This window comes from uncultured Rummeliibacillus sp. (genome assembly GCF_934216135.1).
Classification (GTDB): Bacteria; Bacillota; Bacilli; order Bacillales_A; family Planococcaceae; genus Rummeliibacillus.
In genome coordinates, this window is the sequence record NZ_CAKQBI010000014.1 from 42,486 (window position 1) to 66,274 (window position 23,789).

Sequence of the window (23,789 nt, forward strand, 5' to 3'; positions counted from 1 at the left end):
TCTTAATTTTAATGAAATTATTATTGTGCTATTGCTTGGGTGCGAAGAAATGAGTTAACACTTTCTGCTACATTTCTTCCTTCATTGATAGCCCATACAACTAAACTTTGACCACGTCTTGCATCACCCGCTGCAAATATACCTTCTACATTTGTAGCATAGTTCGTTACTTTTGCGGTAATACGATTGTTTGTCACTTTCACACCAAATTGTTCAGCGACACCACTATCGGTACCTTCAAAGCCTATTGCAACAAACACATAGTCTGCTGGCCAAACTTTTTCAGTCCCTGGAAGTTCGTTAAAATATACATACCCTTCATCACTAATCACTTTTTCCATTTGAATAGTATGCAATTCTTTTATATGACCATTGCTATCTGCAACGATTTTCTTTGTTTGAATACAATATTCGCGAGGATCTCTACCATACTTTGCATCTGCTTCAGCATAGGCATAATCCAATTTATACACTTGTGGATTAGTTGGCCAAGGATTATCAACTGCACGATGTTCTGGCAACTGTGGATGTTTACCAAATTGATAGACTGACTTACAATTTTGGCGAATGGCTGTTGCGACACAGTCAGCACCTGTATCACCACCACCAATAACGATGACATTCTTGCCTTTCATGTCTAAATATTGACCATCCTCAAAATTTGAATCTAGTAAGCTTTTTGTAGTAGAAGTTAAATAATCCATCGCCAAGACAACACCTTCAGAATCGCTACCTTCAATGCGTAAATGTCTTTGTTTTGTTGCTCCGGTACAAAGAATTACAGCATCAAATTCTTTTTTAAGTTCATCTGCAGTTACGTCTTTTCCAATTTCTGTGTTTAAGATAAAGTGAACACCTTCGTCTGAAAGTAATTGTACACGTCTTTCTACAACATCTTTGTCTAACTTCATGTTCGGAATACCGTAAGTAAGTAAGCCGCCTGCACGGTCAGATCTTTCATATACTGTTACAGAATGACCTAGCTGATTTAGTTGGTCTGCAGCTGCTAAGCCTGCAGGACCCGATCCAACAACAGCGACCTTTTTGCCAGTTCGATGTACAGGAATACGAGGTGTAATCCAACCATTTTCAAATCCTTTATCAATAATTGCGCGTTCGATACTTTTAATTGCAACTGCAGGATCTGAAATAGCTAGTGTACAAGATCCCTCACAAGGAGCAGGACAAACTCTACCTGTAAATTCCGGGAAATTATTTGTTAATAGTAAGCGATCAAGAGCTTCTTTCCATTTCCCGTGATAAACTAAATCATTCCATTCAGGAATTACATTATGAATTGGGCAACCCGCAGCAGAGCCACGGATTTCCATTCCCATATGACAAAACGGTGTACCACAATCCATACAACGTGCACCTTGGATTTGAAGTGCTTCGTCTGTTAGCCGTGAAGCATATTCTTTCCAATTTTTTATACGCTCTAGTGGTGGCTGTTCTTTCCCTTTTTCTCGACTATATTCCATAAATCCTGTTTTCTTCCCCAACTAGAACACCTCCTTATTTATTGGAAAGCACTAAATCCTTTTTTTTAATTGAATTTGCTAAAAATGCTTTCATCGTTGCTTGTTCTTCTGATAAACCTTGAGCTTCAAATTCGTCAATGCGATCTAACATTTTTTTATAATCTGTCGGAACAACTTTCACAAAACGCCCTACATAGTCTGACCAGTTTGTTAATATCTGTTTTGCTTTAGTACTTTCCGTATAGTGAACATGTTGTTCTAATAGTTGATGGAGAATGGCCTCATCTTCTTTTGAATGAACACCTTCAAAGCCAATCATTTCTTGGTTACATTTCGTTTTAAATTCTTGGATATCCTGTGGTAATACATAAGCAATACCACCAGACATACCTGCACCGAAGTTTTTACCAACATCGCCCAAGATTACTACACGACCACCAGTCATATATTCACAACCATGATCACCAATACCTTCAACAACTACATTAGCGCCACTATTACGTACTGCGAATCGTTCTCCTGCTCGACCATTAATATATGCTTCTCCGCTTGTTGCACCATATAAACAAACGTTTCCTGCAATAACATTCGTTTCTGCTTGTCCTCGTACTGGTGAGCTAACAACTACTTTCCCCCCGGACAACCCTTTACCGAAGTAATCATTTGCATCGCCCTCAACGTGCATTAGCATACCTTTTGGTATAAACGCACCAAAGCTTTGCCCCGCTGATCCAGTAAAGTTTAATGTTATCGTATCGTCCGCAAGACCCCTCGCTCCATAACGTTTTGAAATTTCACTACCTACGATTGTGCCGACTACTCGGTCGGTATTTTTAATAGGATAATGCAACGAAATCGCTTTTTCTTCTATAATAGAATCTTTGACTTTATCTAAAATTTCTCTTAGATCAAGTGACTCATCTAATTTATGATTTTGTTGAACTTTTTTTGTTCTTGGCCCTTCCACTTGGTGAAGGATTGCTTCTAAATCTAGTTGACCTGCTTTCCAGTGATTTTTTGCGCGGTCACTTACTTCTAAAACATCTGTGCGGCCAACCATTTCATCAAAAGTTCTGAAACCAAGCATTGCCATATATTCTCGAACTTCTTCTGCTACAAACATCATGAAATTCACAACATGCTCAGCTGTTCCCATGAATTTTTTACGTAATTCAGGGTTTTGTGTAGCAATACCAACTGGACACGTATCTAAATGACAAGCACGCATCATGACACATCCAAGTACGATTAAAGGTGCTGTCGCAAAACCAAATTCCTCTGCACCTAAGAGCGCTGCCATTACAACGTCTTTCCCAGTCATTAACTTACCATCCGTCTCAAGTGTTACACGATCTCGAAGTCTATTTAACATCAATGTTTGATGTGCTTCTGACAATCCCAATTCCCAAGGAAGACCTGTGTGTTTAATACTTGTTTTTGGTGAAGCTCCTGTACCTCCATCATAACCACTGATGACGATTACATCAGCTGCACCTTTTGCTACACCAGCTGCAATAGTACCTACCCCTGATTTCGCTACAAGTTTTACACTAATTCGCGCATCACGGTTAGCGTTTTTCAAATCATGTATTAACTCCGCCATATCTTCAATTGAGTAAATATCATGATGTGGAGGTGGTGAAATAAGTCCGACACCAGTTGTTGATCCACGAACATCCGCTACCCACGGGTAAACCTTATTGCCTGGTAATTGACCACCTTCACCAGGTTTTGCACCTTGAGCCATCTTTATTTGTAACTCAGAAGCATTTACTAAATAGTGACTTTTAACACCAAAACGTCCAGAAGCAATTTGCTTAATCGAACTTCTACGGTTATCTCCATTTTCATCTAAAACATAGCGACTTGGGTGTTCTCCACCTTCACCACTATTACTTTTACCGCCAATTCGATTCATAGCGATTGCTAATGTTTCATGCGCTTCTTGGCTAATTGAACCGTAAGACATAGCCCCTGTTTTAAAACGTTTTACGATAGATTCAGCTGACTCTACTTCGTCTAAAGATATTTTATATTCTGATTTTTTGAACGATAATAAATTTCTTAAGAAACCAATTTGTTCTTCATTTGCCATTTCGGAGAACTGATGGAACAATCCAAAATCGCCTTTACGAGTTGCTTGTTGCAACGTGTGGATAGTTTTTGGATTGAAGGCATGATGTTCACCCGAACTTCTCCATTGGAAATCACTACCCGCTGGTAATACACGATCAATCGATTGAACTGCCTCTTGATGTTTTTTCAATGCTTCTTTTGCAATTGTCGGTAAATCGATACCACCCAATTTTGATACTGTTCCAGTGAAGTATTTTTCAATTACTTCTTTACTAATACCAACAGCTTCGAAGATTTGTGCTCCACGATAACTTTGGACTGTTGAAATTCCCACCTTCGACATTACTTTTACGACACCTTCTGAAGCTGCCTTTGCATAACGTCTAATTGCCTCTTCATAACTATAATTGATATGCCCATCTTCAATTGCTTTTGCTAAAGTAGCAAATGCTAGATATGGATATATAGCATCTACACCGTAACCGATTAATGTAGCGAAATGGTGGACTTCTCTTGTTTCACCAGTTTCAACAATGATACTTACTTTTGTACGTTGACCTGTTTTTACAAGATGTTGGTGAACGCTACTAGCCGCAAGTAAAATTGGAATCATTGGTGTTTCAACATTTAGAGCTTTGTCTGATAAAACAAGCAACTGAACGCCATTTGCAATTGCTTCATCAGCTTCTTTTGCTAATCTCGCTAAATCTCTTTCTAAATCTTCTGACATTGAAAGATCGATAACAGCCATATCAAATTGGTCCTGTGTTTGCAACTCTACGAATTGACTATTCGTCAACACAGGTGTTTCTAAATAGAGTCGATGACAATTTTCTGCAGTTGGATGTAATAAGTCGCCTTCTGCACCAAGAATAGTCATCGTCGAAGTCACGATATGCTCACGAATGGAATCAATTGGTGGGTTAGTAACTTGTGCAAATAATTGTTTAAAATAATTAAATAACGATTGTGGTTTATCAGATAAGACTGCTAGTGGTGCATCATTCCCCATTGAACCAAGCGGGTCTTTTCCTCCTGCCACCATCGGTACAATATACTTCTGTACGTCTTCATGTGTATAACCAAAAACTTTTTGTCTAAACAAAAGATCGTCTATCTTTTCTGGTTTTTCTTCTGTTGGCTTCACCACTGCTAAGTTTTCTTCTAACCATTTAGCATATGGTTTTGCCTTTGCAACTTCAGATTTTAACTCATCATCTGAAATAATCCGTCCCTGTTCTAAATCTACAAGCAACATTTTCCCCGGACTTAGTCGTTCTTTATAAACAATATTCTCCTCTTCAATATCAACTACACCAACTTCTGATGAGAAGATAATATAATCATCCTTTGTGACATAATAGCGTGCAGGTCGTAAACCATTACGATCTAATATCGCGCCAATTTGTTTTCCATCTGTGAAACAAATAGCTGTTGGTCCATCCCAAGGTTCCATTAAACAGCTTTGATATTTATAAAAAGCTTTCTTTTCAGCTGAGATATGCGGATTTTCTGACCAAGGTTCTGGAATCATCATGATCGCCGTTTGTGCAGGAGTACGTCCCGCTAAAACAAAAAATTCAAATGCATTATCTAGCATTGATGAGTCACTACCGTTTTGGTCTACAATCGGCAACACTTTATCGAGGTCTTCCCCAAATGCCTCGGAGATAAACTGTTGCTCACGCGCTTTCATCCAGTTAATATTACCTCGTAGGGTGTTAATCTCACCATTGTGGATAATGTAACGGTTTGGATGCGCGCGTTCCCAAGAAGGAAATGTATTCGTACTATAACGTGAATGAACCATCGAAAAAGCTGATGTGAAATGTTCATCTTGTAGGTCTAGGTAAAATTCTACTACTTCTTCAGGTGCTAACAAGCCTTTAAATACCATTGTTCTGCTTGACATGCTTGCACAGTAAAAATCTTTGCCATTATTTCGAGCCCATAATTCTGTTTGTTTACGAATCAAATATAATTTTCTTTCAAAAGCTAAAGAATCATTTACGTCTTTCGCTTTGATAAACACTTGTCGAACAACCGGGGCTGTTTTTTTAGCAATCTCACTTAGTGGTTCTGGATTAGTAGGTACTGTACGCCAACCAATCAATTCTTGACCTTCTGCTTCGATGAAATTATTTAATCTATTTTCGATTTCCTGTTGCGCTTGACTGTCTTTATCAAAAAATAACATTCCTACTCCATAATTTCCTACAGCAGGTAATGTCCAATCTATACAAACTTCGCGGAAGAAGGCATCTGGAATTTGGACCATCAATCCTGATCCATCTCCTGTTTTCCCATCACTACCGCGACCGGCTCTATGATCTAATCTACATAACATTTCTAAGCCTTTCAAAACAATGTCATGTGTTGGCTTGCCTTGCAATTGTGCGTAAAGACCAATACCACATGCATCATGCTCAAATTGTGGAGAGTATAAACCTTGCGCTGTTGGAATTTGGTGAAATGTCATACGATTCCCTCCTTTATATATATAACGGGTCTTAAGTATATTTTAGTTTTTCAAATTCATATAAACAATATATAATTTGGATAGGATTAATCTAAAAAATAGATAAGTAGGAGATGACATGATATGGAATTAAGACAACTGAGGTATTTTGTAGCAGTTGCAGAAAGGGAACATATCTCTGAAGCCGCAGAAGTTTTACATGTCGCACAATCAGCTGTTAGCCGTCAAATTGCCAATTTAGAAGAAGAGTTGGGTATTGAATTATTTGAACGTGTAGGGCGTAACGTAAAACTTACACCAATTGGAAGAACATTCCTTGAACATACAGTTGCAGCTCTTCAAGCAATCGATTTTGCAAAAAGACAGGTTGATGAGTATTTAAACCCTGAAGAAGGAACGATTAAAATTGGATTTCCAACAAGTCTAGCAAGCTTTCTTCTACCAACAGTTATTTCTGCATTCAAAAAAGAACATCCAAATGTTTCGTTTCATTTAAGACAAGGTTCTTACAAATATCTTATTAAAGCTGTAAAGGAACGTGAACTGAATTTAGCCTTTTTAGGACCTGTCCCCGGTAAGGATGACAGTATCGATCAAAAAATCCTGTTTACAGAAAATATCGCAGCACTTGTCCCTTCATCACATCGTCTAGCCAAAAAAGATCAGATCCAATTAACAGAATTACGTAATGAAGGATTTGCATTATTTCCAGAAGGATTTATATTAAACAAAGTAGCGGTAGAAGCATGTAAATCAGTTGGATTTACACCAAAGATTAGTTCTGAAGGTGAAGATATGGATGCATTAAAAGGATTAGTAGCAGCAGGTATCGGAGTTACCCTATTACCTGAAAGTGCGTTCTATGACGCTACCCCTCGTCGAACAAAAAAACTAGCATTGGTGGAACCTCCATTTACACGTAATGTCGGTGTTATTTATCCTATAAACCGCGAGCTAGCACCTTCGGAACAAATTTTCTTAGACTTTGTAAGTAACTTCTTCTCTAGATTGACGCAGTTTAAATAATTTCTCAGAATAGATTATAAGATTGATAATTTTATATTTTGGAGTTAAATATCGAAAACTATTTCAATATACACAAAAAGACGCTAGAACGAAATTCGCTCTAACGTCTTTTTTCATCTTTATTATTCAGATACAGGAACTACTGAACCTTTCCATTCTTCATTGATGAAGTCTTGAATTTCTTTTGAATGTAGGACATCCACTAATTTTTTCACAGCTTTATTGTCTTTGTTTTCTTTCTTCACTGCAATAACGTTTACATATGGTGAATCTTTGTCTTCAAGAGCAATTGCATCTTTTGTTGGTGTTAAACCTGCATCGATTGCAAAGTTAGAATTGATAACTACTGCATCTCCTTCTTCGTTTTTATACATTTGCACTAACATTTCAGGAGCAGTTTTTGCATCGATTTTTAATTTTTTTGGATTTTTCGCAATATCTTTGATTTCTGCTGAAGCTTTATCTATGCCTTCTTTTAATGTGATTAAGCCTTTAGCTTCTAGTAATGTTAGAATACGACCTTGGTCAGCTACAGAGTTACTGATTAAAATTGTCGCTCCTTTTGGAAGTTGATCTAGTTTTTTATATTTTTTAGAGTAAATACCGATTGGTTCGATATGAATACCACCAGCGTTTACAAAGTCGTAACCATTATCTTTGATTTGTTGTTCTAGGTATGGAATGTGTTGGAAATAGTTCGCATCTAAATCGCCGGAATCTAAATCCTTATTAGGCAATACATAATCTTGATATTTTTGAATATCTAATTCTACGCCTTCTTTTTCAAGAATTGGTTTTGCCTTTTCTAAAATTTCTGCGTGAGGTACATTAGAAGCACCTACTACTAATTTTGTTTCTTTTGAATCACCAGATGATGCTTTTTCGTCTGATCCGCAAGCTGCTAAGCTTAACGCTAATGATGCTGTTAGAATTCCTGCTACAAGTTTCTTCATGTTTTTTCCCCTTTTCTTTTCAAATATGTGAACGTTAATACGTATACACCAAACTATCGTTTATCTGTTTTGGATGTAATAAAATCACCTATAAATTGAATGATAAATACAATCACTAACACTAATACAGTTGCGACAAATGTTACATCGTTACGACTTCGTTGGAAGCCATCCATAAACGCTAAGTTTCCTAAACCACCAGCACCGATTACACCTGCCATTGCAGTGTAACCAACTAATGCTACTGCTGTTACGGTAATACCTGATATTAAAGCTGGTAATGACTCTGGGATTAAAACTTTATAAATGATCGTCCAAGTTTTAGCTCCCATAGAACGTGCCGCTTCAATTACACCTTTATCAATTTCACGTAAAGCGATCAAAACCATTCGAGCATAGAATGGCGCAGCTCCTATGATTAAAGCTGGTAACGCTGCATTAGCTCCACGAATTGTTCCTAGTAAAAAGTTTGTAAATGGAATTAAAAGAATAACTAAAATGATAAATGGAATTGATCGGAAAATATTCACAACAGAGCCCGTTAGTAAGTTGACAACTTTGTTCGCCCAAAGTTGTGTTGGACTTGTAAGGAATAACAGAATCCCAAGAACTAAACCAATTATGAATGTAAGAACTGTTGAAACAGCCGTCATGTAAATGGTTTCTCTTGTAGCTTCCCACATGATTTCCCAATCGACATTCGGAAAGAGATCATTAAGCATTCTTGATCACCTCCGTTTTAATACCTTGTTCATCTAAATATTGAATCGCATTTGATACGTCGCTATCATTTCCAACAATTCGGACGATTAACGTACCATATGGACCACTCTTTGTCGGAGATATATTGCCATGCACAATATTCACATCGACACCAAACTCTCGTATCAAATAAGAGATTACAGGTTGCTCAGTTTTAGAACCAACAAAGAATAACTTTATCAACTGATCATTCGGGTAATCATCCAACATTTGTGAAATGGACTCTTTGTGCCCAGCTGTTTCAGTAACTTGAGAAACGAATTTCTTTGTTACAGCTGCTTTTGGAGATTGGAAAACTTCTAGAACATTTCCTTGCTCAACAACTTTCCCAGCTTCCATCACTGCTACACGATGACAAATTTTTCGGATGACATGCATCTCATGTGTGATTAAAACAATTGTTAGTCCAAGTTTTTCATTGATACTTACAAGTAAATCTAAGATTGCATCCGTTGTTTCTGGGTCAAGGGCTGAGGTTGCTTCATCACAAAGTAACACTTCTGGATTATTTGCTAGCGCTCTAGCAATACCTACACGTTGCTTTTGTCCACCTGATAGTTGGGAAGGATATGCTTTTTCTCTTCCTTTCAAGCCGACTAACTCTACTAGTTCAAGTACACGTTTCTGACGTTCTGCTTTACTAATACCAGCAATCTCTAATGGAAATGCTATATTCTCTTCGACTGTTCTCGACCATAATAAGTTGAAGTGTTGGAAAATCATACTTATTTTATGGCGTGCATTTCGAAGTTCTTTCCCTTTAATCGATGAAATATTCTGTCCATTTACTGTGACTTTACCTGATGTAGGCTTTTCTAAGCCATTGAGTAAACGGATCATTGTGCTTTTACCAGCACCACTATAACCGATAATGCCAAAAATCTCGCCATCATTTATTGATAGGTTAACATCATTAACTGCAGTTAGAGATCCATTAGCGGTTTTGTATTTTTTTACGACATTTTCTAGTTGAATCATACTCAAAACCACCTTTTATATTTACGTCATTACCGCTCGGGTCTGAACAGCCTCTTTCGCTTATAATATAAAAGACCCCTCTGTAAGATTAACAGAAGGGTCCACGTAATATACGAAAACCGTTCTCTCATCTTCCAAAGTTCTCACTTTGCGTGAATTGGCACCGTGTCACATTGTGACGGTTGCCGGGCTTCATAGGGCACTTCCCTCCACCTCTCTAAATAAGAGTAACGTAAATAATTATTTAATTTATGTTTGTTACTTTACCACTCTATGTTAACATCGTCAATCTTTTTTCTGAATTTTTTCAAATAAGTATGAAACAGATTGAAATGCATAGATTTTATCTCTTACTTTTCCATTTTCAGTAATTAGCAAACATGGGACACTTTCAATTTTATAGTCTATGGCTAATTGTTCCACATAATTGATATTAGCCTTTCCCATTGGAATGTCTGGAAAGGTTGCTTCCATAATCTCCATCATTTTAGAAGCTACTTGGCACGTTCCACACATTGAAGTGTATAAATAGAAAGTACATTGTTCTTTACTTTCCTTCATATTCTCCCATTCTTCAATTGACCATTCTTGCATAACTTGTCATTCCTATTCTATAAGATAAGCTGGATTTACTTTAAAATCAGCAGCCAATAATATTCTAGCTAAATATTTTCTTGGCGTTACTTCCACTTGTTTATATAAAGAAAGGGTTCGTAAAAAATACGTCTCAGGATATTCTCTCTTCATCAAAGCACGAAGGCAATCGCCTGAATAATCTTCGTCAAAAAAAGCATATAAATCATATTCTTCATAGGGATAGATAAGTTCTTCTAAATTACTCGCACTAATCGTTCCATTCGTACATAGAATTGGAATATCTTCTGCTAATATGGGGTGAATTTGCAATTTATCCTGCCTACCTTCTACAATAAGCACTTTATCAGACAAGCTAATTCCTCCTTACAGTTTTATCCCGCATTGAGTGCAGTAAAAACCTTAACTTAATAGTGTGAACTGCTTGATGTACGTAAAAGCGCCAACACAAAAAGTGTGGCGCTTTTATTGGCAAGATTATTCTTCGATTAGTTCTTGGTATTTTTCTGGTGTAAGTAATTCTTCAATTTGTGATACGTCAGAAGGTTCAATCACAACCATCCATGCTTTTTCATATGGAGATTCGTTAACAAATTCTGGGCTATCTTCTAGTTCTTCATTAATTTCTACAACTTTACCTGAAATAGGTGCATAAAGTTCAGATACAGTTTTTACAGATTCAACACTACCAAATGGTTCATCTGCTACTAGATCGTCACCTACTTGTGGAAGTTCAACGAATACGATATCACCTAGTTCTGATTGTGCGAACTCTGTAATTCCGATGCGTACTTTTCCATCTTCTGCTTTTACCCATTCATGTTCTTCTGTATAACGTAAATCTGTTGGTATGCTCATCATTAACCCTCCAAATATGTATTTAAATTCACTTCAATTTTGACATATTCCGTATTTAAAAACAAGCAAATGTATAACTATTTCCATGTCTTTTCAAAGTCATCAATTTTAAAACCTAATGTGATTCTTTGACCATCGGTAACAATCGGTCTTTTAATGAGCATTCCATCTGATGCTAACAATTCAAGTTGCTCATCTTCAGACATTTCCTTTAAGCGATCTTTTAATTGTAGTTCGCGATATTTCATCCCAGAAGTATTAAAGAATTTTTTCAATGGCAGGCCACTCATTTTCAAAAAATTTGTTAATTCTTCTTTTGTAGGTGTTTGTTCAACTATATGTTGTAATTCAAACTCGATTCCATTTTCCTTTAACCAAGCTTGTGCTTTTTTACATGTTGTACATTTTGGGTATTGAATTAATCTGATCGTCATAAGAATGCTCCTTTTATATGTTTTATAACTACATCCCTTCTCTTCATTGTATTGTATGATGACTTTCTTATTCAAGAAAGAAATCCGATCACTCTATTAGGATGACCGGATTTCTCTACGTTATACAAATTCTTCAAATACTATACTGTATATTTCTCTGCAGCAATTAGTTTTACAGAAGCTTGACGTTTTTTAGCAATCAAATTATATGGAGTGAATCGTGTAAGTTTACGTAGAGCAGATAGTAACATGCGAGCATTGTCACCTTCTACAGAACCAATAATTGTTTCTTTTGCTTCTTTTTCAATTTCAGCAAATGCTTCTTGAACGAAAATTTCTGTGTATAAAACTTTTTGTGCAGCTTTATCGAATCCGTCACGAGCAAGTGCTTTTTCAGTACGAAGAACAACTGATTCCATCGCGAATAATTGGTTAGCGATATTAGCAATATTCACTAAAATCTCTTGTTCTTGCTCTAGTTTTGTACCGAAACGTTGAACTGCTGTTCCTGCTGCTAATAATGCAATTTTCTTTGCCATCTTCACTAAGTGTTTTTCTTGCGCTAATGGTTCGTCACCGATTTCTTCAGGGAACATTGATAGCAATTCAGATTGTAGGCTTTGTGCTTGTTGAAGAAGTGGTAGCTCACCTTTCATCGCCTTTTTCACGAAAGTTCCTGGTACAATTAGACGGTTAATTTCGTTTGTTCCTTCGAAAATACGGTTGATACGTGAATCACGATAGATACGCTCAACTTCATATTCCTGCATATAGCCATATCCGCCATGTAATTGAACTGCTTCGTCTGCGATATAGTCAAGTGTTTCAGAGCCGAATACTTTGTTGATAGAGCATTCAATTGCATATTCTGCTATTGAAGCTGCAACAGCTTTACCATCATTCTTTTCTTCTTCACTTAGTTGACTCATACGATCTTCGAAATATCCAACTGTACGATAGATTAAAGATTCAGATGCATACAATTTAGCAGCCATTGTAGATAGTTTTTCTTTAGTTAGGTTGAAAGATGAAATAGGTGTATTAAATTGTTGGCGTTGATTTGAATAAGAAATTGCTAATTCAAGTGCTCGTTTTGAAGCCCCGATTGCCCCAACACCCAATTTATAACGACCGATGTTAAGAATATTAAATGCGATGACATGACCGCGACCTACTTCACCTAATAAGTTTTCAACAGGTACAGGCACATCTTCTAAAATTAATGTACGTGTAGAAGAAGATTTAATACCCATTTTCTTTTCTTCAGCACCAGTTGATACACCTGGGAAACCACGTTCTACGATAAATGCTGAAAACTTATCGCCATCAATTTTCGCATAGACTACAAATACATCTGCGAAACCTGAGTTTGTAATCCATTGTTTCTCACCATTTAGAATATAGTGTGTTCCTTCTGCATTTAGCTTTGCAGTTGTTTTAGCACCTAATGCGTCAGACCCTGAACTAGGCTCTGTTAAAGCATAAGCTGCAATTAGTTCGCCAGATGCTAGTTTTGGTAGGTACTTTTGCTTTTGATCGTCATTACCAAATAATACGATTGGTAATGAACCAATGCCAACATGCGCACCATGTGTAATAGAAAAGCCCCCTGCTAAAGCCATTTTTTCAGTTATTAATGCTGAAGAAATTTTATCTAAGCCAAGACCATCATATTCTGCTGGTACATCAGCTGCTAGTAAGCCAAGCTCACCAGCTTTTTTCAATAGTCGAACAGAGTGTTCAAATTCATGATTTTCTAAATTATCGACAACTGGTAATACTTCAGTTTGTACATAATCTTCAGTTGTTTTTGCAATCATTTTTTGCTCATCAGTAAAATCCTCTGGTGTAAATACGCGTCCAGCGTCAATATCTTCCGTTAAAAAGCTACCGCCTTTAATAAGTTTTAAAGTATTTTCTGTCATATCAATTCTCCCCTTTGTTTGATAGGTTTTTCATCTAATACTTACGAATAATACTTCTTAAAGAATCTCAAATACGCCAGCAGCACCCATACCGCCACCGATGCACATTGTTACAACACCATATTTTTTGCCTTGACGTTTTAACTCATGGATTAGTTTTAACGTTAAGATGGTACCAGTTGCACCTAATGGATGTCCTAAAGCAATTGCACCACCATTGACGTTTACTTTTTCTAAATCTATACCTAATTCACGAACTACTTGAATAGATTGCGAAGCAAATGCCTCATTAATCTCCCATAGATCAATATCTTCAATTGATAATCCAGCGATTTTCAATGCTTTTGGAACAGCTACAATTGGTCCAATCCCCATCACTTCTGGAGGTACTCCACCTACTGCAAAACCTAGGAATTTCGCCATTGGTTGAAGGCCTTGCTTTTCAGCTTCTTCACGGTCCATTACTAGTACTGCACCTGCACCATCTGAAGTTTGTGAAGCGTTTCCTGCCGTTACACTACCTTTTACAGCGAAGGCTGGACGTAATTTTGCCAGTGTTTCCGTTGATGTACCAACTCGAACACCCTCATCCATAGCAAAAGTGAATTTTTTCACTTGTGGTTTGTTGTTTTCATCAACATAATGTTTTTCAACTTCCACAGGAACGATTTCATCTACAAATTTCCCTTCAGCGATTGCTTTAGCAGCACGTTCATGGGATCTTACAGCAAAAGCATCTTGTTCTTCACGACTTACTTCATATTTCTTAGCAACTTCTTCCGCTGTATGCCCCATACTCATGTAATATTGAGGAGCTTCTTCTGCAAGCTTCGCATTTGGACGAATCACATTTCCCATCATCGGTACCATACTCATCGATTCAATACCGCCAGCAATAATAGCTGTTGAGTGTCCAAGCATTACTCTCTCTGCTGCATAAGCAATCGATTGTAACCCTGATGAACAAAAACGATTGACAGTAATAGCCGGCGTTGTATCTGGTAAACCAGCTAATGCACCGATATTACGCGCAACATTCATACCTTGTTCTGCTTCTGGCATTGCACAACCTAAGATTAAATCATCTATTGGCCCTTCATATCCTGATCTTTTTAATGTTTCTTTCACAACTAATGCACCTAAATCATCAGGTCTCACAGTTGCTAAGGAACCTTTTTTGGCTCTTCCCACTGGTGTTCTAGCACCTGCTACGATTACAGCTTCACGCATATGATTTTCCCCCTTTCGCTACACAACCATTAGTTGCGTAGCGGTTTTCCTTTCATGAGCATGTGTTGCATTCTCGCTTGTGATTTTGGATGTTGTACAAGACTAATGAACGCTTCTCTTTCAAGATTTAAAAGATACTGTTCATCAACTAACGTACCGTATGGAACATTTCCACCTGCAATGACATATGCCAATTTTTTAGCAATGTGTAAATCATGTTCGCTTATATATCCTGATTGTAATAAGTTTTGAGCACCAAGTAACAATGTTGCATAACCTGGCTCACCTACTACTGGAACTTTTTCTCGTACTGGTGGTTTATAACCAGCAGCTGATAATGCTAATACTGCTTGTTTTGCATCATATAACTGATGGTCAGGGTTTACACTAACTCCATCTGCGAAGTCTAAGAAATTATTCTCTCTTGCTTCTTCCCCAGACGTTGAAACTTTTGCCATTGCAATCGATTCAAAAACTTTGTTGGCAACAGTTTGTAGGTCAACTTCAACTCCTGTAGGAAGGCCTTTTAAATGTTTCATATAGAGTTCTTTATTTCCGCCTCCACCAGGGATTAGTCCAACTCCTACTTCCACTAAACCTAAATAAGTTTCCATCGAAGCTTGAATATGTGCTGAAGGTAAGCAAACTTCTGCACCACCACCAAGTGTCATCGCAAAAGGAGCAGTTACAATTGGTTTATCAGAGTATTTAATACGTAATGTTCCTTGTTGGAATGTATTGACGATATGATCTAACTCAAAAATATTATCATCTTGTGCTTCCATTAGAATCATTGCTAAATTAGCACCAACTGAGAAGTTTTTCCCTTGGTTTCCAATCACCATACCTTTGTAATCAGAAGTTTCAAGTAAATCTAAACCATAGTTTAGGATTTGCATAATATCTAGACCTAGGGCATTAGATTTTGAATGGAACTCTAATAATAGAACTTGATCACCAAAGTCTATTAAACTAGCACTTGAATTACTTTTTAGTACCCCATGTTTTTTCTTATATCGTTTTAGGTCAACTGCCTTTTCGTTGAATGGAACTGGTTTATATTCTGTTCCATCAAAGTAAGCTAACTCACCATCCACTTCTGAATAAAACGTTGAGTACCCATGATCCAATAATGCTTTTGTAAATGCAGGGATTTCATATCCTTCCGCTTGCATTTTTTCTACAGATTCTTTTACACCAATAGCATCCCAAATTTCAAATGGACCTTGTGCCCATCCAAAACCCCATTTCATCGCATTATCAATTGCGACAATATCATCTGCAATCTCACCCAACAACTGTGCAGAATAGATTAAGGTTGGTGCGAATATACTCCAAAGAAGTTCACCTGTACGGTCTTTTGCGTATGTTAACGTTTTCACTTTAGCTGCAAGACCTTTTTGTTGTTTAGCTATTTCAATAGATGGCGTTTTTAATTTTTTTAATGGCTCATATTCGAAAGTTTCTAGGTTTAACTCAGTAATTTCTTTTCCTTTTTTCAGGAAGAACCCTTGACCTGATTTTGCACCTAGCCATCCATTATCGACCATCTTTTGTAGATAATCTGGAACCTCAAATACTTTTTGTTCCTCTCCAGTTGTATGGTCATAAACGTTTTTAGCTACATGAACAAACGTATCTAAACCAACTACATCAAGAGTTCGAAGAGTTGCCGATTTTGGACGTCCAATAAGTGGCCCCGTTACAGAATCAACTTCACCCACTGAATATCCTTTTTCTTTCATAACTTGCAATGTAATGAGTAAACCGTATGTGCCTATACGATTTCCAACAAAGTTTGGAGTATCTTTTGCAAGCACTACCCCTTTGCCTAAGCGGTTTTCCCCAAATTTTTGCATAAATTCAACCACTTCAGGTAATGTATCTTGAGCCGGAATTACTTCCAACAGTTTTAAATAGCGTGGTGGATTAAAGAAATGTGTACCTAAGAAATGCTCTTTAAAATCTTCTGAACGCCCTTCAGCCATGGCATTAATACTAATACCTGAAGTATTAGAACTAACAATCGAACCTTGCTTACGTACTGCGTCAATTTTTTCATATAAACTTTTCTTAATATCTAAATTTTCTACAACCACTTCTATGATCCAGTCAACTTCTTTTAACTTTTCTAAATCGTCTTCTAAGTTACCGATTGATATAAGATTTAAACTTTTTTTCGTCGTTAATGGTGCTGGTTTTTGCTTTAATAACTTTTGTACTGCGCCAGCGGCAAAACGATTTCTCACACTAGGAGCTTCTAAAGTTAACCCCTTTGTTTCCTCTTCCTGTGTTAGCTCTCTAGGAACAATATCTAACAATAAAGTTGGAATTCCGATATTTGCTAAATGAGCGGCGATGCCAGAACCCATTACTCCTGAACCAATAACAGCTGCTTTTCTAATGTGATAAGCCATGAGCAAATCCTCCCTTTCCCTGTTTGAATGAATGCTCATTCATTTTATAATCAAAAAAATAAAACTTTCTTATCTGAAATTTATTTTAGACTATTTAGAGAATTTCCGCAAGAAAAAATCTGCTTTTTTACGAGAAAATGTTCAAAATAACTATGTTAATAGATATATTCGCTGGAATAAGACATACAGGCAATCTTGAGCAAACAATTTACTAGCATACAAGCCCATAATACGTGTAGACTAAAAATTATTAGGAGGGATTTTCATATGAAACCAATTTTATCTGAAGAACAATTTAACGAAGTAATCTCAGCTTCTGAACCAGTAATTGTTAAGTTTTTTGCTGGATGGTGCCCTGACTGTTCACGTATGAACATGTTCATCGATCCAATCATCGAAGAATATAACCAATATACATGGTACGAAATCAATCGTGATGATTTCCCTGAGATCTCAGACAAATATCAAGTAATGGGTATTCCAAGCCTTTTAATCTTCAAAGATGGCGAAAAACTTGCTCACTTGCATAGTGCAAACGCAAAATCTCCACAAGATGTTACAACATTCTTGGATGCACAAAAATAATTTTTCTTTTTTAGAGGCCTGCCAATCGTTTTGGTAGGTCTTTTTATATTTAGTGGATTGGTGATTTTTATATCGATAGGAAAACGTCTTCAATCCGCGAAAAGATCTCTTGAGTTTTAATTTGAATGACATAAGAGGAATTCATTATACTCTTACATAATATGTATTTGTAGATACTAATATTTTGAGGAGGCCTATTATGTCAAAAATAAAAATGCTCGTATGGATGGTGTTAGGTATATTACTAGGTTACTTTATAGCCTATTTTTTAATAAATGATTCAATATATTGGAGTACACTCATAGGAATGCTAGTCGGGGTAATTATTATGTTCTTTATTATGAATAGAAGAAAGACATCAGATTAAATCCGTTTTAAAAGAGCACAGTTGTTTTTCGCAACTGTGCTCTTCGTTAAGATGATATGAATTTAAAGATTAGATTATCTAACAGCAATCTCCATCAATGAACGAGCATGACGAGAGATTAATGAATATCCTTCCATTGTTAACTGTTCGAGTTTCGTTTTATCCCAAATTGGTAATGTACAATCATCAATCGTAGCTTCAATTGGCACTTCTGTATTGATGCGAGCTAGTTGTAAAGAAAGTTTTAACATCTCTTCATTTTCTTGAATTTTCGTACGTTGACCAGGTTTTAATTCTTCAAGAGATTCTAATACTCCATCAACTGAGCCATATGATTGTATTAGTTTCAATGCTGTTTTAGGCCCAATCCCTTTTACTCCAGGATAGCCATCACTTGAATCACCCATAAATGCTTTTACTTCTGCAAATAATGGTGGTTCAATCTCATATTCTTCTTTAAAACGTTGATCTGTATAGATATTATATTCTGTATAACCTTTTTTCGTTAAAGCGATCGTTGTTGAAGGATTTAATAGTTGCAGTAAATCTTTATCACCACTAACTACTGTGATTTTGGCTTCATCTTTCCACTTGCTAATAATGGAACCAATCGCGTCATCTGCTTCCATACCCTTTATACCAAAGTTTTTCCAGCCTATCATTTCAGATACTTCTCGTGCCATATCGAATTGAGGCTTTAACTCATCTGGTGGAGCTGGTCTATTCGCTTTATAACCATCGAAAAGCTCGTTACGGAATGTTTGAGCACCCATATCCCAGCAAACCGCTAAATGGGTTGGTCGATAAATTGACTGTGCACTTAATACATGTCTTGCAAATCCTTGTACGCCATTAGTTGGGGTACCATCTGCTTTTCTGAAAAATTGATGCATAGGCGCTGTTGCAAAAAATGAACGGAACAAAAGTGCCATACCATCAATTAGTAATATATGAGGTTGTTGATTTTCCAAGATAAAGTTCGCTCCATTCGTAAACTATTGGTCTCTATTATATCAAAAATAGTTTACAATGAAGCTTCCAATATTGCTCTATACTATTAAAGTGTAATGCATAAAATCCTCTTTTCCCCTTTTATGTTTCATAAAACAAAAACTATGGGCATAAGTAAGCAGCCATTTTTTCGATATCTTTGCTATATACTCGGTCTCTTTTAATACTTGGGACAACATTACGTACATCTTGCCATTTCCCACCTAATTTTGGCGCCATATATTCAACACCTCTAAATTCAACCGCTTGTGCAGCACAAATTGCTTCGATTGCCAGTACTTTTCGGCAGTTTTTGATAATTTGATACGCATGTCTAGCAGCAATTGTCCCCATACTTACATGATCTTCTTGATTCGCAGATGATGGGATAGAATCTACAGAAGCTGGATGAGCTAACGTCTTGTTTTCAGAAACAAGGCTTGCAGCAGTATATTGTAGGATCATGACACCTGATTGTAACCCTGGTTCTGGACTTAAAAATGGTGGCAATCCCTCATTCAAATGTGGATTCACTAATCTTTCAATTCTTCTTTCGGATACATTTGCTAATTCGGCTATCGCTACTTTCAAAAAATCCATCGCAAATGCAATTGGTTGACCATGAAAATTCCCACTCGAAATAACGGTTTGACCATCATCAAAAATAAGTGGGTTATCTGTTGCAGCATTCATCTCAATCTCTAGTGTTTCTTTCACATAGCTTAACACTTGCCAACTTGCTCCATGTATTTGCGGAATACATCTTAAAGAATATGCATCTTGTACTCGAAGTTCTCCTTGTTCAGTTGTGAGTTCACTATCCTTTAGCCACTCACGCATTCTTTTTGCTACATCTATTTGTTCTTTGTAACCTCTTGCTTCATGGACAGCTGGGTGAAAGGCATCTGTTATTCCACGTAATGCTTCAATCGTCATCGCTGCAATCCATTCACTATCGCATGCCAATTTCTCAGCCTCTATAAAATTTACGACACCTTGAGCTGTCATCGCTTGTGTACCGTTAATCAGAGCTAGACCTTCTTTCGCCTCCAATTCAATTGGTTGTAATTGGTGCTGTCGCCAAACTTCTGTTGAAGCGACTGATTGCTCATCTTGGCAAATGAAGCCTTCACCCACCAGAACTAATGCTAAATGTGAGAGAGCTGCAAGATCTCCAGATGCACCTAGTGAACCTTGTTGTGGAATGACAGGATGAATACAATGATTGACCATATAACAAAGTCGTTCCAATACCTTTAAACGGATACCTGAATACCCTTTTAATAATGCGTTTAGACGTAAAATAATCATGGCTCTTGAAACAATTTCACTAAAAGGTTCCCCTACTCCACATGCATGTGATCGAATTAGATGCAATTGCAATAATCGAGTATCCTCTCTAGGAATTTTCACATCACTGAATTTGCCAAACCCTGTATTTATGCCATATACCGTCTTTTTTTGTTTAACAATTTGCTCTACAGCTCTTCTACTTTTCTCTACTGCTGCTCGTGCTGATGGGGCTATTTCTATTTTTTCACCTTCGTATAAGATTGCTTTCATATCTGCAACTGTTAGTCGATCGCCATCTAATTGAATCATGCATCTATCATCTCCTATAGATGTATTATTTCTTCTATAGCTATTTTGTATGCAAAACGAAAACTAATTACTCTTTGTATTTGGATAATTCTTAGGTAAATAAAAAAGAGATTCTGAACAAGTTTGTTCAAAGTCTCTTTTTTAAATTATTCATTAGTGATTTTGGATTAATTGTTCTACTTCTTTTATCACAACTTCTACTGAAATATCTAAGCTAACCGCAAGCTCTTTATATAAAATCGGCAATACTTGATTAAGAAGTTGCTGATCTCCACTAGATAACTTTTTCTCTTGACTTTCTAATTCTATTTTCCTTCTTAAAATTGTATTAACCATTTTAGCTATCTGAATATGATTATTTGACTTTAGTATTTTCTGATAACTATGTTGTCGTTCTTGCATACGTTCATTCCAAGGATCAGGTGGATTTTTAAATTGTTCTAAAATCAACTCAGCTTTCTTTTTAGAAACAATTTCAGTTAATTGCGACTGAGCTGTTTCTACAGGGTAATATAACTTTAAAGCTTCATTATGGGAGGAACGTAGAATATAATATAATTTCTTCTCTCCCCAAAAAGTTCGCTCTTGAATATCTTCAATGACACAAACTCCATTCGAACTATAAAAAACTGTATCTCCAACAGTAAACATTATATATCTCCTTTTAGATATTAAGATTTTAACTTTCCATCAACTGGTTTTCTAAATTAGGAACTGCTAATATATACCAACTATCCTATTTCTATCTTATCAAATAATTTTTCTGTATTTCTAATGTTTTTTTATTTTTGAACTTACATCCGAGCAGCGAAATGGGTTTATTCGCTCTTGGAGGGAGGTTATTCGCTCCTTGGCGCCGTTTATTCGCTACCTGAGTACTTTTATTCGCTCCTTTTGTAATTGTATTCGCTCTCTCAGCAATTTACGTCCTATCGAGAGCGAATTCACAGAAGACGGTATACTCTTTTTCTTCGCGGCTGGTTTTACTTGTTTTATACTTTCATTTGAGCCGCGAACAATGATCTTGTGCATTTTATTCGCTCTTGGATGGGTTTTATTCGCTCCCTCGCCTCGTTTATTCGCTCCCTGATTACTTTTATTCGCTCCTTTTCGAATTGTATTCGCCCTTTCAGCAATTTACGTCCTATCGAGAGCGAATTCACAGAAGACGATATACTCTTTTTCTCCGTGGCTGGTTTTACTTGTTTCATACTTTCATTTGAGCCGCGAACAAGGATCTTGTGCATTTTATTCGCTCCTTTTTAATTGTATACCATATCTTAACAATTTACGTCCTACCTAGAGCGAAATCGCAAAAAAAAACACCTTTCAGCTACTAAACTAAAAGGTGTTTCCTAAATTATTCATAATCTATGGTGATTTCTAAGGCTATTTCTACGTTACCGCGAATAGCTTTGCTAATCATACATGTCTTTTCTGCTTTTTCCGCAAGACGTACAATTTGTCTTTCTTGTTTTTCTGTGTAAGTACTTGGGATTACAATTGTAGGTTTATGTGTGATTTTGACATAGGTGAATACCCCATTCGTTACATCTACCAAACCTTCTGAAGTCATTGTCAACTTACTAGTTTCTAAGTTTGCACGTTCAAGCATTGCAGCTAACGTGATGATATAGCACGTCGCTGCAGCACCGAGAAGCATTTCATCTGGGTTCGTCCCTACTCCTGGTCCATCCATTTCAGGAGGAATGGATACCTTTGTTTGGAGTTGCCCAGATGCAATCTCTCCTACCGAATTACGACCACCTGGCCAAGATGCAGTTAAAGTGAAAATATGTTCTGCCATTTGAAATCCCCTTTTCTAGTTACCAAATGAAAAATATTTCTCTGTTTTTGGATCAAATGCGAAGCGTTCAATTTCTTTATTTTTCTTAATAGTAATAATGTAGACCTCTTGTCCATCATAATCGATCATTGTTTGTCCAAAAACTCGATCTTTGACAACCTTTCCGCCTTCTGTACGTTGAATAATTTCCGTAGCATCTTCTGCATTAAAAGTTGGAATATGACTCTTATAAACAAAAGGTGCAACTACTAATAACACATAAGCAATGATTATTAAGATATACTTTTTCCGGAAATTACTTGTTTCGACCAATAAAAAGTAACTAACAAAAAAGAACACATTTCCCACAACAACATAGGTAATCATGTCGTCTAATCCATTGATAAATAAATAATCTCTACCTATAAAATAAAAGCATAAGATTTCAATGACAGATACCACTAAAATCCCTTGCAATAATCGTTTTCGCTTTTCCAAATATAATTCACCTCTAAAAGCTTATCAAAAGTACATTTCAAAATATTTATTTTACTACTCGTCGACACTTTCTGTATATAACAAATTATGCCATATTATCATATCATAAAGCCATCTTAACAGTTTAAATAGTAGACGGTCATTTAAATTATTTTGTTCCAAAACATAAATATTAGAATGTATAAAAAGACCATTTTAAGAAAATGATAAGTTTATACAATACGATTGGAGGAGTTTATATGGGTGTTATGGATGGTAACCCTAAAGTTGAACCTTTACATTATGGTGAAGTTACAGGATTGTGGTCATATGTTGCTGCTAATAATGGTTTAATCAGTGGATATGAAATTTCTGTAAATCATACAGGTGATGAAGATCTTAAAAAGATTCTTCAAGATGCAATTGAGATGATGAAAAGGCATAACAAAGAGGTAGAAGAGATTCTCAAAAACAATGGCATTACGCCTCCACCTAGTTTACCAGGAGTACCAAAGGCAAATTTAGAAGATATTCCTGCTGGTGCAAGATATGTAGATCCTCAAATCAGTGCAACAGTTTCTGTAAATGTCGGACAAGGACTAGTTGCTTGTAGTATGGTCATGGGACAATGTACTCGTGAAGATATTGCCAAATCATTTGCTAAATATCACATGGATTGGGCTATGATTGGATACAAGCTGTTAAAGTTAAACAAAGAAAAAGGATGGATTGCTCATCCCCCACTTCATAAACCAGAATAATCATTTAA

Annotated in this window: 21 protein-coding genes and 1 riboswitch; of the genes, 4 read left to right on the plus strand and 17 right to left on the minus strand. The window is 36.6% G+C overall.

The window, feature by feature from the left end; genetic code table 11:
- Positions 1–20: 20 nt before the first annotated feature.
- Positions 21–1,502 carry a glutamate synthase subunit beta gene (locus Q0977_RS10785; RefSeq protein ID WP_299513621.1) on the minus strand — a complete coding sequence of 494 codons (1,482 nt, stop codon included), beginning with the start codon at positions 1,500–1,502 and terminating at the stop codon, positions 21–23.
- Positions 1,503–1,515: 13 nt separating this feature from the next.
- Entirely contained in the window at positions 1,516–6,036 is a 4,521-nt protein-coding gene (gltB, locus tag Q0977_RS10790) for a glutamate synthase large subunit (RefSeq protein ID WP_299513624.1), read from the minus strand.
- A gap of 123 nt (positions 6,037–6,159) precedes the next feature.
- Here gltB and Q0977_RS10795 point away from each other — a divergent pair, with 123 nt between their 5' ends.
- The gene (locus tag Q0977_RS10795; protein ID WP_119416356.1) at positions 6,160–7,062 is read left to right on the plus strand and encodes a LysR family transcriptional regulator; all 903 of its coding nucleotides are present in this window, start codon (positions 6,160–6,162) and stop codon (positions 7,060–7,062) included.
- Positions 7,063–7,184: 122 nt separating this feature from the next.
- Here Q0977_RS10795 and Q0977_RS10800 read toward each other — a convergent pair whose 3' ends face one another.
- From Q0977_RS10800 to Q0977_RS10845, 10 genes are all read right to left on the minus strand, one after another.
- Positions 7,185–8,015, minus strand: coding sequence for a MetQ/NlpA family ABC transporter substrate-binding protein (locus Q0977_RS10800; protein WP_119416355.1), 831 nt, complete (start codon positions 8,013–8,015; stop codon positions 7,185–7,187).
- 53 nt (positions 8,016–8,068) lie between these two features.
- Positions 8,069–8,737, minus strand: a complete 669-nt coding sequence (locus tag Q0977_RS10805) for a methionine ABC transporter permease (protein WP_119416354.1) — start codon at positions 8,735–8,737, stop codon at positions 8,069–8,071.
- The gene (locus tag Q0977_RS10810; protein ID WP_299513629.1) at positions 8,730–9,755 is read right to left on the minus strand and encodes a methionine ABC transporter ATP-binding protein; all 1,026 of its coding nucleotides are present in this window, start codon (positions 9,753–9,755) and stop codon (positions 8,730–8,732) included. The genes Q0977_RS10805 and Q0977_RS10810 overlap by 8 nt, the downstream gene beginning before the upstream one ends.
- 124 nt (positions 9,756–9,879) lie before the next feature.
- A riboswitch (SAM riboswitch) is annotated at positions 9,880–9,983 on the minus strand.
- Between the two features lie 57 nt (positions 9,984–10,040).
- A complete protein-coding gene (locus tag Q0977_RS10815) occupies positions 10,041–10,349 on the minus strand; it encodes a thioredoxin family protein (protein ID WP_119416352.1) in 309 nt (102 codons plus the stop codon).
- A 12-nt stretch (positions 10,350–10,361) separates the two neighbouring features.
- Positions 10,362–10,703 (minus strand): hypothetical protein, encoded by a 342-nt coding sequence (locus Q0977_RS10820; protein WP_119416351.1) that lies wholly within the window; start codon positions 10,701–10,703, stop codon positions 10,362–10,364.
- A gap of 123 nt (positions 10,704–10,826) precedes the next feature.
- Positions 10,827–11,207 (minus strand): glycine cleavage system protein GcvH, encoded by a 381-nt coding sequence (gene gcvH, locus Q0977_RS10825; protein WP_119416350.1) that lies wholly within the window; start codon positions 11,205–11,207, stop codon positions 10,827–10,829.
- A gap of 77 nt (positions 11,208–11,284) precedes the next feature.
- Entirely contained in the window at positions 11,285–11,641 is a 357-nt protein-coding gene (locus Q0977_RS10830) for an arsenate reductase family protein (RefSeq protein ID WP_119416349.1), read from the minus strand.
- Between the two features lie 140 nt (positions 11,642–11,781).
- Positions 11,782–13,566, minus strand: a complete 1,785-nt coding sequence (locus Q0977_RS10835) for an acyl-CoA dehydrogenase family protein (RefSeq protein ID WP_124217942.1) — start codon at positions 13,564–13,566, stop codon at positions 11,782–11,784.
- 57 nt (positions 13,567–13,623) lie between these two features.
- The gene (locus tag Q0977_RS10840) at positions 13,624–14,796 is read right to left on the minus strand and encodes an acetyl-CoA C-acetyltransferase (protein WP_119416347.1); all 1,173 of its coding nucleotides are present in this window, start codon (positions 14,794–14,796) and stop codon (positions 13,624–13,626) included.
- A gap of 29 nt (positions 14,797–14,825) precedes the next feature.
- On the minus strand, positions 14,826–17,213 hold the full coding sequence (locus Q0977_RS10845; RefSeq protein WP_299513637.1) for a 3-hydroxyacyl-CoA dehydrogenase/enoyl-CoA hydratase family protein: 2,388 nt from the start codon (positions 17,211–17,213) through the stop codon (positions 14,826–14,828).
- A 267-nt stretch (positions 17,214–17,480) separates the two neighbouring features.
- Between Q0977_RS10845 and Q0977_RS10850 the strand changes: the two genes are divergently transcribed.
- Both Q0977_RS10850 and Q0977_RS10855 read left to right on the plus strand, forming a co-directional pair.
- Positions 17,481–17,798 (plus strand): thioredoxin family protein, encoded by a 318-nt coding sequence (locus Q0977_RS10850; RefSeq protein WP_119416345.1) that lies wholly within the window; start codon positions 17,481–17,483, stop codon positions 17,796–17,798.
- 199 nt (positions 17,799–17,997) lie between these two features.
- Positions 17,998–18,165, plus strand: a complete 168-nt coding sequence (locus tag Q0977_RS10855; protein WP_299513640.1) for a hypothetical protein — start codon at positions 17,998–18,000, stop codon at positions 18,163–18,165.
- Positions 18,166–18,239: 74 nt separating this feature from the next.
- Here the strand turns inward: Q0977_RS10855 and Q0977_RS10860 are convergent, their stop codons facing one another.
- The 5 genes from Q0977_RS10860 to Q0977_RS10880 form a co-directional block, all read right to left on the minus strand.
- On the minus strand, positions 18,240–19,136 hold the full coding sequence (locus Q0977_RS10860; RefSeq protein WP_199670746.1) for a 5'-3' exonuclease: 897 nt from the start codon (positions 19,134–19,136) through the stop codon (positions 18,240–18,242).
- A 142-nt stretch (positions 19,137–19,278) separates the two neighbouring features.
- On the minus strand, positions 19,279–20,757 hold the full coding sequence (gene hutH, locus Q0977_RS10865) for a histidine ammonia-lyase (protein WP_299513648.1): 1,479 nt from the start codon (positions 20,755–20,757) through the stop codon (positions 19,279–19,281).
- Positions 20,758–20,910: 153 nt separating this feature from the next.
- Positions 20,911–21,408 carry a CarD family transcriptional regulator gene (locus Q0977_RS10870; RefSeq protein ID WP_299513651.1) on the minus strand — a complete coding sequence of 166 codons (498 nt, stop codon included), beginning with the start codon at positions 21,406–21,408 and terminating at the stop codon, positions 20,911–20,913.
- A gap of 709 nt (positions 21,409–22,117) precedes the next feature.
- Positions 22,118–22,564, minus strand: a complete 447-nt coding sequence (locus Q0977_RS10875) for an OsmC family protein (protein WP_299513654.1) — start codon at positions 22,562–22,564, stop codon at positions 22,118–22,120.
- A 15-nt stretch (positions 22,565–22,579) separates the two neighbouring features.
- Positions 22,580–23,041 (minus strand): hypothetical protein, encoded by a 462-nt coding sequence (locus Q0977_RS10880; protein ID WP_119414640.1) that lies wholly within the window; start codon positions 23,039–23,041, stop codon positions 22,580–22,582.
- A gap of 239 nt (positions 23,042–23,280) precedes the next feature.
- Between Q0977_RS10880 and Q0977_RS10885 the strand changes: the two genes are divergently transcribed.
- Complete coding sequence (locus Q0977_RS10885) at positions 23,281–23,781, plus strand: DUF3231 family protein (protein ID WP_124218695.1); 501 nt, start codon at positions 23,281–23,283, stop codon at positions 23,779–23,781.
- Positions 23,782–23,789 lie beyond the last annotated feature (8 nt).

Excerpts from the sequence above, each read along its gene's own strand:
- gltB (WP_299513624.1), bottom strand. The coding sequence starts at position 6,036 with ATGACATTTCACCAAATTCCAACAGCGCAAGGTTTATACTCTCCACAA.
- Q0977_RS10795 (WP_119416356.1), top strand. The coding sequence starts at position 6,160 with ATGGAATTAAGACAACTGAGGTATTTTGTAGCAGTTGCAGAAAGGGAA.
- Q0977_RS10800 (WP_119416355.1), bottom strand. The coding sequence starts at position 8,015 with ATGAAGAAACTTGTAGCAGGAATTCTAACAGCATCATTAGCGTTAAGC.
- Q0977_RS10805 (WP_119416354.1), bottom strand. The coding sequence starts at position 8,737 with ATGCTTAATGATCTCTTTCCGAATGTCGATTGGGAAATCATGTGGGAA.
- Q0977_RS10810 (WP_299513629.1), bottom strand. The coding sequence starts at position 9,755 with ATGATTCAACTAGAAAATGTCGTAAAAAAATACAAAACCGCTAATGGA.
- Q0977_RS10815 (WP_119416352.1), bottom strand. The coding sequence starts at position 10,349 with ATGCAAGAATGGTCAATTGAAGAATGGGAGAATATGAAGGAAAGTAAA.
- gcvH (WP_119416350.1), bottom strand. The coding sequence starts at position 11,207 with ATGAGCATACCAACAGATTTACGTTATACAGAAGAACATGAATGGGTA.
- Q0977_RS10830 (WP_119416349.1), bottom strand. The coding sequence starts at position 11,641 with ATGACGATCAGATTAATTCAATACCCAAAATGTACAACATGTAAAAAA.
- Q0977_RS10835 (WP_124217942.1), bottom strand. The coding sequence starts at position 13,566 with ATGACAGAAAATACTTTAAAACTTATTAAAGGCGGTAGCTTTTTAACG.
- Q0977_RS10840 (WP_119416347.1), bottom strand. The coding sequence starts at position 14,796 with ATGCGTGAAGCTGTAATCGTAGCAGGTGCTAGAACACCAGTGGGAAGA.
- Q0977_RS10845 (WP_299513637.1), bottom strand. The coding sequence starts at position 17,213 with ATGGCTTATCACATTAGAAAAGCAGCTGTTATTGGTTCAGGAGTAATG.
- Q0977_RS10850 (WP_119416345.1), top strand. The coding sequence starts at position 17,481 with ATGAAACCAATTTTATCTGAAGAACAATTTAACGAAGTAATCTCAGCT.
- Q0977_RS10855 (WP_299513640.1), top strand. The coding sequence starts at position 17,998 with ATGTCAAAAATAAAAATGCTCGTATGGATGGTGTTAGGTATATTACTA.
- hutH (WP_299513648.1), bottom strand. The coding sequence starts at position 20,757 with ATGATTCAATTAGATGGCGATCGACTAACAGTTGCAGATATGAAAGCA.
- Q0977_RS10870 (WP_299513651.1), bottom strand. The coding sequence starts at position 21,408 with ATGTTTACTGTTGGAGATACAGTTTTTTATAGTTCGAATGGAGTTTGT.
- Q0977_RS10875 (WP_299513654.1), bottom strand. The coding sequence starts at position 22,564 with ATGGCAGAACATATTTTCACTTTAACTGCATCTTGGCCAGGTGGTCGT.
- Q0977_RS10885 (WP_124218695.1), top strand. The coding sequence starts at position 23,281 with ATGGGTGTTATGGATGGTAACCCTAAAGTTGAACCTTTACATTATGGT.